Below are 14,958 nucleotides of genomic sequence, written 5' to 3'. Positions count from 1 at the left end.
AGTTTGGCGGGGCTTTTTTTTGCCAGTGCCGTACCATCAACCGTCCGTCGCTCCAGGCCTGTAAACTGCCCAAAGTAACTTTGCAGAAATCCGCCTGCCTGCCGATACAGGTTTATAGCACTTAGCCTTCATCTTACTTGTCAGTCGATGCGCCATGATGCAACCTTGCCGCAGGCAACAGTAAAGAGGGCGTGAGCCCGGCGCGATCAGCAATTTCGAAGCGAGTTTCCCCATGAAAAGCCAACCCGATGCCGCCAGCCGTATGGTGGCCGAGGTAGTGACGCAGTTGCCTGTGCCTTCGCGGCTCGGCATGTTGCGTTTCGAACGGCTGAATGAAGCTAGCTGGGCACTGCTATTTCTCGATCCCAACTGCGAACGCCAGTTCGGCCTGCCCGCCGTGGAGCTCTGTGCCCTGGTCGGCTCGCCCTACGCAAGCCTGATGGAGCCCGAAGCGCGCTATCAGCTGCACGACAATATCCAGCAGCAACTGAGCAACAGCCCCCATTACCTGATCCGCTACACCCTGCACACCGGCCAGGGCCCGCTGAGCATCCTGGAGCTGGGTGAAGCCTACAAGCAGCACAACCGGCATCTACTGCGCGGTTATCTGCTGGTGGTCGAAGGCCTGTTCGGCCACGCCCCGCCAATGCCGACCCAGGATCTGGAAACCCAGAACAGCCGGCTGCAGATCGCCCTGGAGCTGAACCAGCGCGCGCAACAGGAACAACTGCAACATCTGGAGCGGGTACGTGCGCAGCAGGACCTGATCCTGCTCCTGACCCGCCAGCGCTACAGCACCGGCAATTCCCTGAAGGAAGCCGCCGAGCTGATCACTCGCAGTGCCTGCGACATCTACCAGATCGACTGCGCCAGCATCTGGAACCTGGAAGACCAGCAACTGGTGCCGATTGCCGCCTATCACCGTGCCTCCCAGGAATACAGCCTGCCCGAATCCATCGATGCCAGCAGCTTTCCCGATTACATGGAAGCTCTGCACAGCTGCCGGGCCATCGACGCGCAGAATGCCATGCGCGATCCACGCACCCGGGAAATGGCCGAAAGCCTGCGCCCGCGGGATGTGAACGCCATGCTCGACGCCAGCATCCGCATCGACGGGCAGGTCGTCGGCGTGCTGTGCCTGGAACAGACCGGCATGACCCGCGCCTGGCAGTCGGACGAGATCGCCTTCGCCGGCGAGTTGGCGGATCAGTTCGCCCAGGTCATCAACAACCACAATCGGCGGGCTGCCACCAGCGCCCTGCACTTGTTCCAACGCGCCGTGGAACAAAGCGCCAACGCCTTCCTGCTGGTCAACTGCGACGGCGTGGTGGAATACGTCAACCCAAGCTTCACGGCGATCACCCAGTACAGCACCGAAGAAGTCCACGGCCACCGCCTGTCGGAATTGCCGGCCCTGGAAAATCTCAGCGAGCTGCTGTTCGACGCCCCTTCCAGCCTGGCCAAGAGCAATAGCTGGCAAGGCGAGTTCAAGAGCCGGCGTAAAAACCTCGAACCCTACTGGGGCCAACTGTCGATCTCCAAGGTCTATGGCGACAATCGCGAGCTGACCCACTACATCGGCATCTACGAAGACATCACCCAGACCAAGCTGGCCCAGCAGCGCATCGAACGCCTGGCCTACACCGACAACCTGACCAACCTGGGCAACCGCCCGGCATTTATCCGCAATCTCGATGAACGCTTCGCCCGAGACAGCGATACCCCGATCAGCCTGCTGCTGGTGGACATCGACAATTTCAAGCGGATCAACGACAGCCTCGGCCACCAGACCGGCGACAAGCTGCTGATCAGCCTGGCCCGGCGCCTGCGCAACAGCCTGAGCCCCAGCGGCAGCCTGGCGCGCTTCGCCAGCAACGAATTCGCCGTGCTGCTGGACAACACCGACCTGGAGACCGGCCAGCAAATCGCCAGCCAATTGTTGATGACCCTGGACAAGCCGATGTTCGTCGACAACCAGCTCATCAGCGTGACCGGCTCCGTGGGCCTGGCCAGCGCTCCCTTGCACGGGCGCGACCCACAGACCCTGATGCGCAATGCCGGGCTGGCCCTGCACAAGGCCAAGGCCAACGGCAAGCATCAGGTACAGGTGTTCACCGAGGCCCTGAACGCCGAAGCCAGCTACAAGCTGTTCGTCGAGAACAACCTGCGTCGCGCCCTGACCCAGAACGAACTGGATGTGTTCTATCAGCCCAAGCTGTGCCTGCGCAGTGGTCGCCTGCTGGGCATGGAAGCGCTGCTGCGCTGGAACCACCCGGAAAAGGGCATGATCCGCCCGGACCAGTTCATCAGCGTGGCGGAAGAAACCGGCCTGATCATTCCCATCGGCAAATGGATCGCCCGCCAGGCCTGCCGCATGAGCAAGCAACTGACCGCCGCCGGCATGGGCAACCTGCACGTGGCCATCAACCTGTCGCCCAAGCAGTTCTCCGACCCGGACCTGGTAGCCTCCATCGCCAACATCCTCAAGGAAGAGCAACTGCCGCCGTCGCTGCTGGAGCTGGAGCTGACCGAGGGCCTGCTGCTGGAGGCCACCGACGACACCCACCAGCAACTCGAGCAACTGAAGAAACTTGGCCTGACCCTGGCCATGGACGACTTCGGCACCGGCTACTCGTCCCTGAGCTACCTGAAGAAATTCCCCATCGATATCATCAAGATCGATCGCAGTTTCATCCATGACATCCCCGACAACCAGGACGACATGGAAATCACCTCGGCGGTGATCGCCATGGCCCACAACCTGAAGATCAAGGTCGTGGCCGAAGGCGTCGAGACCGCCGAACAACTGGCCTTCCTGCGGCGCCATCGCTGCGACGTTGGCCAGGGCTACCTGTTCGACCGGCCGATTCCCGGCAGCGAGCTGATCGCCCGGCTCAAACGATATCCTCGCGGTCCAATTGCCTGACAGCGTCGCGACACTCGGGCAAACTGCGTGTCTGAATAATGACTATCCCACTGACTGGAGGACTGCGACATGGTCTTGCGCTCGGAAATCCTGGTGAACAAAAACGTGCTTCCAACCAAAGAACAAGCCCTGCCTGGCCGTGAAACTCCCATGACCGTTCCGGAGGAACACTTCGTCAACGGCAATCCACTCCTGGGTCCATTCCCGGGCAATGTGGACTTCGCGATCTTCGGCCTGGGCTGCTTCTGGGGCGCGGAGCGGCGCTTCTGGCAACGCGAAGGCGTGTTCAGCACCTGCGTGGGTTACGCCGGGGGCTTCACCCCGAACCCCACCTACGAGGAAGTCTGCTCGGGCCTGACCGGCCACACTGAAGTGGTGCTGGTGGTGTACGAGCCGGAAAAGGTCAGCTACCAGCAGCTGCTGGCGATGTTCTGGGAGCTGCACAACCCGACCCAGGGCATGCGCCAGGGCAACGATATCGGCACCCAGTACCGCTCGGTGATCTACACCACCAACCCGGCCCAGCTGCAGCAGGCGCTGCACAGCAAGGACGTGTTCCAGGCCGAGCTGACCAAGGCTGGCCTGGGCACCATCACCACCGAGATCGAAGAGGCGCCGACCGTCTACTTCGCCGAGGCTTATCACCAGCAGTACCTGGCGAAGAACCCGGAAGGTTATTGCGGTATCGGCGGTACCGGGGTGACCTGCCCGATCTAAAGCAGCTACAAGCTGCAAGCCTCAAGCGGCAAGTGGTAGCGCTGCCGCTTGCCGCTTGCAACTTACCGCTGCTCTTCGGCGATCAACCAGTCCATCTGCCAGCCGCCCTGGGTCTGGCCGAGCTTTTTCGACAGCCACGGCAGCAGTTCGCGCAGTTCTTCTTCCAGGCCCCATGGCGGGTTGGCAATCGCCAGGCCCGAACCATTGAGGCTGTTGGGCGTATCCAGCGGATGCACCAGCAATTCCACCCGCAGCAGCTTCGGCGCACCGGTACCGGCCAGGTCCTGGTAGAAACGGCGCAGGGCGCGCTGGTCCTTGACCGGATACCAGATGGCCGCCACGGTCTGGCGCATGCGACCGATGGCTTCCTTCATCGACGCGGCGCAACGCTGCATCTCGTCGAGTTTCTCGAACGGCGGGTCGATCAACATCACCGCCCGTTTCTCCGCCACCGGCAGCAGCGCCCGGGCCACATGCCAACCCTCGCCCAGGTGCACCGCCACCCGCCGATCACCCTTCATGTTGTCCTTGAGCAGCAGGCCATCCTCGGGATGCTTCTCGTTGAGCAGCGCCCGATCCTGGTTGCGCATCAGACGCCGGGCCAGCTCCGGGGAACCGGGGTAGTAGCGCAACTCGCCATCCGGGTTCAGCCGGCGCAGCACACGCATGTAGTCGGCAGTCAGTTCTGGCAGGTCGTCCGCGCCCCACAGCCGGGCGATGCCTTCCAGGTACTCGCCGGTGCGTGTCGCCTGGTCGCCCTTGAGGTCGTACAGGCCGATGCCGGCATGGCTGTCGATATAGGCGAACGGCTGTTCCTTGCGCGACATCAGGGCGATGAGGCGGGTCAGTGTCAGGTGTTTGAAGACGTCGGCATGGTTGCCGGCATGGAAGGCGTGACGATAGTTCATGGTTGCTCCTGCGCAGGAGCGCAAGTTTACCCTGTGCCAGGGACCGCGTCAGGACAGACCATCGCATTTGCTCCAGCGTGGCGCGGCCAGCTTGCCCATCCGCCACGCCTGTTGGACACTGACCCGCCTGCCGCGACCAAGCGGCAGCGCACCAAGCGGTTGCTGGCGACTCAGACACAAGGGACCACTGACTGCTGTACGGGCACGACCCTGCCTGGCTGTGCTCATTAATGGACTGCTACTGAGTTGAGAATTTATGAAAGACGCAACGATTGCGCTGCACCATGGATTCAAGTCTGACCCCGCCACCAAGGCCGTGGCCGTGCCCATCTACCAGAACGTCGCCTTCGAGTTCGACAACGCCCAGCACGGTGCCGACCTGTTCAACCTCGATGTACCGGGCAACATCTATACCCGGATCATGAACCCCACCAACGATGTACTGGAACAGCGCATGGCGGCCCTGGAAGGCGGCGTCGCGGCACTGGCGGTCTCTGCCGGTAGCGCCGCGATCCACTACGCCATCCAGACCCTGACCCAGGCCGGCGACAACATCGTCTCCACCCCCCAGTTGTACGGTGGCACCTACACCCTGTTCGCCCACCTGCTGCCCAGTTTCGGCGTCGAAGTGCGCTTCGCCCGCGACGACTCGCCCGAGGCCATTGCCGAACTGATCGACGACAACACCAAGGCGGTGTATTGCGAGAGCATCGGCAACCCGGCGGGCAACATCGTCGATATCGAAGGCCTGGCCCAGGTCGCCCATGCCCGTGGCGTACCGCTGATGGTGGACAACACCGTGGCCACGCCGATCCTGTGCAAGCCGATCCGGTTCGGTGCCGACATCGTCGTGCATTCGGTGACCAAGTACGTGGGTGGCCACGGCAATGCCCTGGGCGGGGTGATCGTCGACAGCGGCAACTTCCCCTGGACCGAGCACCCGCAGAAGTTCGCCAGCCTCAATACCCCCGAGCCGGCCTACCACGGCGTGGTCTACACCGAAAAGTTCGGCCCCGCCGCCTTCGTCGCTCGCGCCCGCACCGTGCCGCTGCGCAACACCGGCGCGGCCCTGGCGCCCATGAACGCCTTCCTGTTGCTGCAAGGCCTGGAGACCCTGGCCCTGCGCATGGAGCGCCACACCGACAACGCCCTCAAGGTGGCGCAGTTCCTCAAGGCCCACCCGCTGGTGGCCTGGGTCAGCTATGCGGGCCTGGAGGACCATCCGCACCACGAACTGGCGCGCAAGTACATGCAGGGCAAGCCGTCGGCGATTCTCTCCTTCGGTCTCAAGGGCGGCTACGAGGCGGGCGTGCGCTTCTACGACGCGCTGCAGATCTTCAAGCGCCTGGTGAACATCGGCGACGCCAAGTCCCTGGCCTGCCACCCGGCCTCCACCACCCACCGGCAGATGAACGAACAGGAACAGGCCAAGGCCGGGGTCAAGCCGGAGATGATCCGCCTCTCGGTGGGTATCGAAGCCATCGAGGATCTGCTCGAAGACCTGGACCAGGCCCTGCGACAAGCCTGATTCCACACAGCCCCGCCTGTACCCGGCGGGGCCCTTGTTCCTCTTTCCCCGCGCCACTAAGCTGCCCTCGCTACACCCGCCCAGGATCCCCCTCCCCCAAGGATCGTTTCCCTATCAAAGGACCCTGACATGCTCGTGCGCTACGTAAAGATCACCATGACCCTCGCGGTCGCCGCCTTCGCCCTGCTGGTGGCCTATAACAACATCAGCGACTACGGTTCCAACTTCGCCTTCGTCCAGCACGTGCTAAGCATGGACAGCGTCTTCCCCGGCAACAGCGCCACCGGCCGGGCCATCACCCAACCATTGCTGTGGAATGCCGGCTACTGGCTGATCATCGCCGGCGAAGCTGTCACCGGCGTGCTGCTGGTGCTCGGTGCCGCCCGCCTGTGGCGCGCACGCTACGGCAAAGCCTGCGACTTCAATCGCGCCAAGCATTGGGCCATTGCCGGTTTCTGCCTGGGCTTCTGCGTCTGGTTCTTTGGCTTCATGGTGGTGGGCGGCGAATGGTTCATGATGTGGCAGTCCTCCACCTGGAACGGCCAGGAAGCGGCGTTCAAGTTCTACATGGCGATCCTTGGCGTGCTGATCTTCCTCAACCAGCCCGACGCTGAGCTGCACTGAGCCGTGCCCGCCACGGCCCGATAGCGGCATGTAGCCGCGACCGAGCCATGGCGAGGTTGCGCAAAGGACTGCAGGGCCTTGCTTGGCGATCTCCAGAGCCCCCTGCCACCCTTCTCTACGTTCGCTTCCAGCCTGCCGCGGCTTCAGAAGGCGAAAAAAAACGGCCCGCTGCATCACCGCAGCGGGCCGTTTTCATTGTTGCCCCAGGCAAACAGGGGCCGGATCAAGCACTCAGTGGTTGAGCTTGAAATCCTTCTCGGCAGCTTCGAAGCGTTGGACCATGCCAGCGCTCGGAGCACCCAGCTTGCTCACCAAAACGATCGCCAGGCTGGCGAAGATGAAGCCCGGGATGATTTCGTACAGGCCCAGCAGGGCGAAGTGTTTCCACAGGATCACGGTCACGGCACCGACCACGATACCGGCCAATGCGCCGTTACGGGTCATGCCTTTCCACAGCACCGAGATCAGCACCACAGGACCGAAGGCCGCGCCGAAACCAGCCCAGGCATAGCTCACCAGGCCCAGTACACGGTTTTCCGGGTTGGCGGCCATGGCAATGGCAATCACCGCCACCACCAGCACCATCGCCCGGCCAACCCACACCAGTTCCAGCTGGGAAGCGCTCTTGCGCAGGAAGGCTTTGTAGAAGTCCTCGGTCAGGGCGCTGGAGCACACCAGCAGCTGGCAGCTCAAGGTACTCATGACCGCCGCCAGGATGGCCGACAGCAGCACACCGGCGATCCAAGGGTTGAACAGCAGCTTGGCCAGCTCGATGAACACCCGCTCAGGGTTCTCGGTTACCGGGCCGGCCACATCGGGATGCGCCGAGAAGTAGGCGATGCCGAAGAAGCCCACGGCCACGGTGCCGCCCAGGCACAGGATCATCCAGGTCATGGAGATACGGCGGGCATTGGCGATCGACTTGACCGAATCAGCGGCCATGAAGCGCGCCAGGATGTGCGGTTGGCCGAAGTAGCCCAGGCCCCAGCCCATCAGCGAGATGATGCCGATGAAGGTGGTGTTCTTGAGCATGTCGAAGCTGGTGGGGTCCTTGGCCTCGATGGCCAGGAAGGTGGTGTCGACGCCACCGGTAGCCAGCAGCACGATGATCGGCGTGAGGATTAGGGCGAAGATCATCAGCGTGGCTTGCACGGTGTCGGTCCAGCTCACCGCCAGGAAACCACCGACGAAGGTGTAGGCGATGGTCGCTGCCGCACCCGCCCACAGGGCTGTCTCGTAGGACATGCCGAAGGTGCTTTCGAACAGACGGGCGCCGGCAACGATGCCGGAGGCGCAGTAGATGGTGAAGAACACCAGGATTACCACCGCGGAGATGATCCGCAGCAGGCCGCTCTTGTCTTCGAAACGGCTGGAGAAGTAGTCCGGCAGGGTCAGTGCGTCACCGTTGTGCTCGGTCTGTACCCGCAGGCGACCGGCTACGAACAGCCAGTTCAGGTAGGCACCGGCGATCAGGCCGATGGCGATCCAGCTCTCGGACAGGCCGGACATGTAGATGGCGCCCGGCAGGCCCATCAGCAACCAGCCACTCATGTCGGAAGCGCCGGCGGAAAGCGCAGTCACCACGCTGCCCAGGCTGCGGCCACCAAGAATGTAGTCGGAAAGGTTGTTGGTGGAGCGATAGGCCATGAAGCCGATCAGCACCATTGCCGCGATGTAGATCACGAACGTGATCAGGGTTGGATTGCTTGCACTCATGAATAACGCCCTGGCTTTGTTTTTATGGTGCGGCGGTCACTGCCCACGCCGCCAAACGATGACGCTTGGGAGACGTTCAGGCGTGCCGCGCATTTATGACCGATGTTTCCCCAGGAAAGCCATCGGCCGATGAACCAGTCCGACAGAACGGTTGCACCTTGGGCGCGAATCCTATGCAACAAAATGAACAAGGTGCAACCAATTTAAGGAGAATCAGTTGCACCTTGTCGATAAATCGCTGTTTCGTGGCGTTTCTTGCTCCCTTTTGGCGCAAGAAAAGACATTCTCAGAAGCAAATGCACCTATTCGAGGCCTGCATCCCATGCAGGAATTTTATTCCTGACAAGCTGCCGCTTTTTCCGCTCAAAAATGGGTTGCACCCGGTTGCACCCATTTCAGCGCGCGGATAATCTTGCCGCCAGCTGATGCCACACTCGCGTGGCAAACATGAGGATAAAAATATGGCTACCACCACTCTCGGGGTCAAACTCGACGACCCTACCCGCGAGCGTCTCAAGGCCGCCGCGGCCTCGATTGATCGGACTCCGCACTGGCTGATCAAGCAGGCGATTTTCAATTACCTGGAAAAACTCGAGGGTGGTGCAACCCTTACCGAACTGAGCAGCGCCATTGCCAAAGACGGCGACGACGCAGGCGAAGTGCAGACCGACCACGCACACCAGTGCTTCCTTGAATTCGCTGAAAGCATCCTGCCGCAATCGGTCCTGCGTGCTGCTATCACCGCCGCCTACCGTCGCCCCGAGCCGGAAGTGGTGCCCATGCTGCTGGAGCAGGCGCGCCTGCCGGCCGCCACCGCCGAAGCTGCCAACAAGCTGGCCGCCTCCATCGCCGAGAAACTGCGCAACCAGAAGAGCGCCGGCGGCCGTGCCGGTATCGTCCAGGGCCTGCTGCAGGAGTTCTCCCTGTCGTCCCAGGAAGGCGTGGCGCTGATGTGCCTGGCCGAAGCCCTGCTGCGCATCCCCGACAAGGGCACCCGCGACGCGCTGATTCGCGACAAGATCAGCACCGGCAACTGGCAGCCGCACCTGGGCAACAGCCCGTCGTTGTTTGTCAACGCCGCTACCTGGGGCCTGTTGCTCACCGGCAAGCTGGTGTCGACCCACAACGAGGCCGGCCTGACCTCCTCCCTGAGCCGCATCATCGGCAAGAGCGGCGAGCCGATGATCCGCAAGGGCGTGGACATGGCCATGCGCCTGATGGGCGAGCAGTTCGTCACCGGCGAGACCATCGCCGAAGCCCTGGCCAACGCCAGCAAGTTCGAAGCCAAGGGCTTCCGCTATTCCTACGACATGCTCGGCGAAGCGGCCCTGACCGAGCACGACGCACAGAAATACCTGGCCTCCTATGAGCAGGCCATCCACTCGATCGGCAAGGCTTCCCACGGTCGCGGCATCTACGAAGGCCCGGGTATCTCCATCAAGCTGTCGGCCCTGCACCCGCGCTACAGCCGTGCCCAGTACGAGCGCGTGATGGAAGAGCTGTACCCGCGCCTGCTGGCCCTGACCGTCCTGGCCAAGCAGTACGACATCGGCCTGAACATCGACGCCGAAGAAGCCGATCGCCTGGAGCTGTCCCTGGACCTGCTCGAGCGCCTGTGCTTCGAGCCGCAACTGGCTGGCTGGAACGGCATCGGTTTCGTGATCCAGGCCTACCAGAAGCGTTGCCCGTACGTGATCGACTACGTCATCGACCTGGCGCGCCGCAGCCGCCACCGCCTGATGATCCGCCTGGTGAAGGGCGCCTACTGGGACAGCGAGATCAAGCGCGCCCAGGTCGAGGGCCTGGAAGGCTACCCGGTCTACACCCGCAAGGTGTACACCGACGTCTCCTACATCGCTTGCGCGCGCAAGCTGCTGTCGGTGCCGGAAGTCATCTACCCGCAGTTCGCTACCCACAACGCCCATACCCTGTCGGCGATCTATCACATCGCCGGTCAGAACTATTACCCCGGCCAGTACGAATTCCAGTGCCTGCACGGCATGGGTGAGCCGCTGTACGAACAAGTGGTGGGCAAGGTCGCCGATGGCAAGCTGAACCGCCCATGCCGCGTGTACGCTCCGGTGGGCACCCACGAGACCCTGCTGGCCTACCTGGTTCGCCGCCTGCTGGAAAACGGCGCCAACACCTCGTTCGTCAACCGTATCGCCGACCAGTCGATCTCGATCCAGGAACTGGTGGCCGACCCGGTGAGCCAGATCGAGCAGATGGCGACCCTGGAAGGCGGCTTCGGCCTGCCGCATCCACGCATCCCGTTGCCACGCGACCTGTACGGCGCCGAACGCGCCAACTCGGCCGGTATCGACATGGCCAACGAACACCGCCTGGCATCGCTGTCCTGCGCGCTGCTGGCCACCGCCCACAACGACTGGAAGGCGGCGCCGATGCTCGGCTGCCCATCCAGCGACGAGCCTGCGGCCCCAGTGCTCAACCCGTCCGATCATCGGGATGTGGTAGGGCATGTCCAGGAAGCCACCATTGCCGACGTCGACAACGCCATCCAGTGCGCGCTGAATGCCGCACCGATCTGGCAGGCCACTCCAGCGGCCGAGCGCGCCGCGATCCTGGAGCGCGCCGCCGACCTGATGGAAGGCGAGATCCAGCCGCTGATGGGCCTGCTGGCCCGCGAGGCCGGCAAGACCTACGCCAACGCCATTGCCGAAGTGCGCGAAGCCGTGGACTTCCTGCGCTACTACGCCGTGCAGGCCCGCAACGACTTCAGCAACGACGCCCACCGCCCTCTGGGCCCGGTGGTGTGCATCAGCCCGTGGAACTTCCCACTGGCGATCTTCAGTGGCCAAGTGGCCGCCGCCCTGGCCGCCGGCAACCCGGTACTGGCCAAGCCGGCCGAGCAGACTCCGCTGGTGGCCGCCCAGGCCGTGCGCCTGATGCTGGAAGCCGGCATCCCCGAAGGCGTGCTGCAACTGCTGCCAGGCCGCGGCGAAACCGTTGGTGCCGGCCTGGTCGGCGACGAGCGGGTCAAGGGCGTGATGTTCACCGGTTCCACCGAAGTCGCCCGCCTGCTGCAACGCAACATCGCCGGGCGCCTGGACAACCAGGGCCGGCCGATCCCGCTGATCGCCGAAACCGGTGGCCAGAACGCCATGATCGTCGACTCCTCGGCCCTGACCGAGCAGGTGGTGATCGACGTGGTGTCCTCGGCCTTCGACAGCGCCGGCCAGCGTTGCTCGGCCCTGCGCGTGCTGTGCCTGCAGGAAGACTCCGCCGATCGCGTGATCGAGATGCTCAAGGGCGCCATGGCCGAAAGCCGCCTGGGCAACCCCGAGCGCCTGGCCGTGGACATCGGCCCGGTAATCGACGCCGAGGCCAAGGCCGGTATCGAGAAACACATCCAGGCCATGCGTGACAAAGGCCGCACCGTGTACCAGATGGCCATCGCCGACGGCGAAGAAATCAAGCGCGGCACCTTCGTCATGCCGACCCTGATCGAGCTGGAAAGCTTCGACGAACTGCAGCGCGAGATCTTCGGCCCGGTTCTTCACGTGGTTCGCTACAAGCGCAAGGACATCGACCAGCTGATCGCCCAGATCAACGCGTCCGGCTACGGCCTGACCCTGGGCGTACACACCCGGATCGACGAGACCATCGCCAAGGTGGTGGACAACGTCAACGCCGGTAACGTCTACGTCAACCGCAACATCGTCGGTGCCGTGGTCGGCGTGCAGCCATTCGGTGGCGAAGGCCTGTCGGGCACCGGCCCGAAAGCCGGCGGCCCGCTGTACCTGTACCGCCTGCTGTCGACCCGGCCGGTGGACGCTATCGAGCAATCCTTCGTCCGCGCCGATGCCATCAGCGCCCCGGACCTGCGCCTGCGCGAAACCCTGCTCAAGCCACTCACGGCCCTGCAAGCCTGGGCCGACAGCAGCAAGCTGGCGGAACTGGCGACCCTGTGCAAACAGTTCAGCGGGCAATCGCAGAGCGGTATCTCCCGCCAGCTGACCGGCCCGACTGGCGAGCGCAACAGCTATGCCATCCTGCCTCGCGAGCACGTCCTGTGCCTGGCGGAAGTCGAGGGTGACCTGCTGGTCCAACTGGCGGCGGTACTGGCCGTCGGCGGTTCGGCGGTATGGCCGGAAAGCGCCGTAGCCAAGACCCTGTTCGGCCGCCTGCCCAGGGAGATCCAGGTGCGCATCAAGCGCGTGGCCGACTGGACCAAGGATGAGGTGGTGTTCGACGCGGTCCTGCACCACGGCGACAGCGACCAACTGCGCAGTGTCTGCCAGCAGGTAGCCCAGCGTGCCGGCGCCATCGTCGGTGTCCAGGGCCTGTCCCAGGGCGAAACCGCCATCGCCCTGGAGCGCCTGGTGATCGAACGCGCCCTGAGCGTCAACACCGCTGCGGCCGGCGGCAATGCCAGCCTGATGACCATCGGTTAAAAGCAGCGGCAAGCTACAAGCGGCAAGCGGCAAGCAGGGGCAACGGCCTTTGCTTGCCGTTTTTGCTTCTGGCTCTGGCTTGCGGCTTGCGGCTTGCGGCTTGCGGCTTGCGGCTTGCGGCTTGCGGCTTGCAGTTTGGTTTCTCCTGCTTCATCACGCCTATCAATCTTCCTATCCCGCCTTCATTCACGCGTCTAGACTCGGCCCATCTCCTCAATCAACAGGTAGGCCGCCATGTCCGAGACCTTGCTCAGTTCCCGCAATCTGGCTTTTGAACTGTATGAGGTGCTCGACGCCGAGGGCCTGGCCCAGCGCGAACGGTTTGCCGAGCATAACCGCGAGACCTTCGATGCCGCCCTGGGCACCGCCCGCAGCATCGCCGAGAAGTATTTCGCCCCGCACAACCGCAAGGGCGACGAGCATGAACCGCGCTATGAAAACGGCCAGGCGGTACTGATCCCCGAGGTGAAGCCCGCGGTGGACGCCTTCCTCGAGGCCGGGTTCCTCAACGCCACCCGCGACTTCGAGGCCGGTGGCATGCAGCTGCCAACCCTGTTGTCCCAGGCCTGTTTCGCTCATTTCCAGGCTGCCAACGTCGGCAGCTCTGCTTATCCGTTCCTGACCATGGGTGCCGCCAACCTGATCGAGAGTTTCGGCAGCGAGGAGCAGAAACAGCGCTTCCTGCAACCGATGATCGACGGTCGCTTCTTCGGCACCATGGCCCTGACCGAGCCCCACGCCGGCTCCTCGCTGTCGGATATCCGTACCCGCGCCGAACCCGCCGGCGACGGCAGCTACCGGATCAAGGGCAACAAGATCTTCATCTCCGGCGGCGACCACTCGCTGGCACAGAATATCGTGCACATGGTGCTGGCCAAGCTGCCGGACGCGCCGCCCGGAGTGAAGGGTATCTCGCTGTTCGTCGTGCCCAAGTTCCTGGTCAACGCCGACGGCTCCCTGGGTCAGCGCAACGACGTGCTGCTGGCCGGCCTGTTCCACAAGATGGGCTATCGCGGCACGACCTCCACCGCATTGAACTTCGGCGATAACGGCGAGTGTGTCGGCTATCTGGTGGGCAAACCCCATGCGGGCCTGTCCTATATGTTCCAGATGATGAACGAGGCACGCATCGGCGTCGGCATGGGCGCGGTGATGCTCGGTTATGCCGGCTACCTGTACTCCCTGGAGTACGCTCGCGAACGCCCTCAAGGGCGCCTGCCGGATGGCAAGGACCCGACCTCGCCCCAAGTCGCGATCATCGAGCATGCCGACGTGCGCCGGATGCTGCTGACCCAGAAGGCCTATGTCGAAGGTGCCTTCGACCTGGGCCTGTATGCAGCCCGGCTGTTCGACGACACCACCACCCTTGAGGATGCGACTGGGCGCCAGCAAGCCCATGAGCTGCTGGACCTGCTGACCCCGATCGTCAAGTCCTGGCCTTCGGAGTTCTGCCTCAAGGCCAACGAACTGGCGATCCAGATCCTCGGCGGCCATGGCTACACCCGCGAGTATCCGGTGGAACAGTACTACCGCGACAATCGCCTGAACCCGATCCATGAGGGCACCCATGGCATCCAGTCCCTGGATCTTCTGGGACGCAAGCTGGCACAAAATGGCGGCGCCGGGCTCAAGCGCCTGATCCGCCTGATGGCCGAGACTGGCGCACGCGCCCAGGCCCATGTCTCCCTGGATGCCCTACGCGTCCCCTTGGAGCAGTTGGTGGCGCGCCTGCAAACCGTGACCCTGGGCCTGCTGGAGGACCTGGTCAGCGGTAAGGTCACCACGACCCTGGCCAACTCGGCGCTGTACCTCAAGGCATTTGGCCACGCAGTCATTGGCTGGCGCTGGCTGGAACAGGCGATCCGCGCCGAGGAAGGACTGGCCCGGGGCGAAGCGGCAGATCGCGATTTCTACCGGGGCAAGTTGCAAGCCGCACGCTACTTCCTCACCTGGGAAGTGCCGGGCTGTCAGCATGAACTGACATTGCTGGAAGCCAGGGACGATACCTGCCTGGCAATGCGCGACGAGTGGTTCTGAAGCTCGCCAGCCCGAGGACCGGCAGGCCGGGGCCGTCCCGTCACATCCGTTGCAGCAACCTGCCTGCGCGGGTGACGGGACACAGCG

Annotated in this window: 8 protein-coding genes; 6 read left to right on the top strand and 2 right to left on the bottom strand. The window is 63.5% G+C overall.

The genetic code is table 11. The features are described from left to right. Nucleotides 1–232: 232 nt before the first annotated feature. Nucleotides 233–2,926, top strand: coding sequence for a GGDEF and EAL domain-containing protein (locus ATY02_RS03625; RefSeq protein WP_068581526.1), 2,694 nt, complete (start codon nucleotides 233–235; stop codon nucleotides 2,924–2,926). Nucleotides 2,927–2,995: 69 nt separating this feature from the next. Further along, the gene (gene msrA / locus ATY02_RS03620; protein ID WP_068581523.1) at nucleotides 2,996–3,643 is read left to right on the top strand and encodes a peptide-methionine (S)-S-oxide reductase MsrA; all 648 of its coding nucleotides are present in this window, start codon (nucleotides 2,996–2,998) and stop codon (nucleotides 3,641–3,643) included. A gap of 62 nt (nucleotides 3,644–3,705) precedes the next feature. On the opposite strand, the gene ATY02_RS03615 is transcribed toward msrA, so the two are convergent. Then, nucleotides 3,706–4,551 carry a 23S rRNA (adenine(2030)-N(6))-methyltransferase RlmJ gene (locus ATY02_RS03615; RefSeq protein ID WP_068581520.1) on the bottom strand — a complete coding sequence of 282 codons (846 nt, stop codon included), beginning with the start codon at nucleotides 4,549–4,551 and terminating at the stop codon, nucleotides 3,706–3,708. Between the two features lie 256 nt (nucleotides 4,552–4,807). Here ATY02_RS03615 and ATY02_RS03610 point away from each other — a divergent pair, with 256 nt between their 5' ends. Both ATY02_RS03610 and ATY02_RS03605 read left to right on the top strand, forming a co-directional pair. After that, nucleotides 4,808–6,079 carry an O-acetylhomoserine aminocarboxypropyltransferase/cysteine synthase family protein gene (locus tag ATY02_RS03610; protein WP_068581518.1) on the top strand — a complete coding sequence of 424 codons (1,272 nt, stop codon included), beginning with the start codon at nucleotides 4,808–4,810 and terminating at the stop codon, nucleotides 6,077–6,079. 129 nt (nucleotides 6,080–6,208) lie between these two features. After that, nucleotides 6,209–6,703: a DUF2165 family protein gene (locus ATY02_RS03605; RefSeq protein WP_068581515.1), complete on the top strand. Its 495-nt coding sequence runs from the start codon at nucleotides 6,209–6,211 to the stop codon at nucleotides 6,701–6,703. 231 nt (nucleotides 6,704–6,934) lie between these two features. Here the strand turns inward: ATY02_RS03605 and putP are convergent, their stop codons facing one another. Then, on the bottom strand, nucleotides 6,935–8,419 hold the full coding sequence (gene putP, locus ATY02_RS03600) for a sodium/proline symporter PutP (protein WP_068581512.1): 1,485 nt from the start codon (nucleotides 8,417–8,419) through the stop codon (nucleotides 6,935–6,937). A gap of 461 nt (nucleotides 8,420–8,880) precedes the next feature. Between putP and putA the strand changes: the two genes are divergently transcribed. Next, entirely contained in the window at nucleotides 8,881–12,834 is a 3,954-nt protein-coding gene (gene putA, locus ATY02_RS03595; protein ID WP_068581508.1) for a trifunctional transcriptional regulator/proline dehydrogenase/L-glutamate gamma-semialdehyde dehydrogenase, read from the top strand. Between the two features lie 234 nt (nucleotides 12,835–13,068). Further along, complete coding sequence (locus ATY02_RS03590; protein WP_068581506.1) at nucleotides 13,069–14,871, top strand: acyl-CoA dehydrogenase; 1,803 nt, start codon at nucleotides 13,069–13,071, stop codon at nucleotides 14,869–14,871. The last annotated feature ends 87 nt before the right edge of the window (nucleotides 14,872–14,958 follow it).

Source organism: Pseudomonas sp. BIOMIG1BAC (assembly GCF_001705995.2).
Classification (GTDB): domain Bacteria; phylum Pseudomonadota; class Gammaproteobacteria; order Pseudomonadales; family Pseudomonadaceae; genus Aquipseudomonas; species Aquipseudomonas sessilinigenes.
This window is presented reverse-complemented; position numbering and strand designations above follow the sequence as displayed.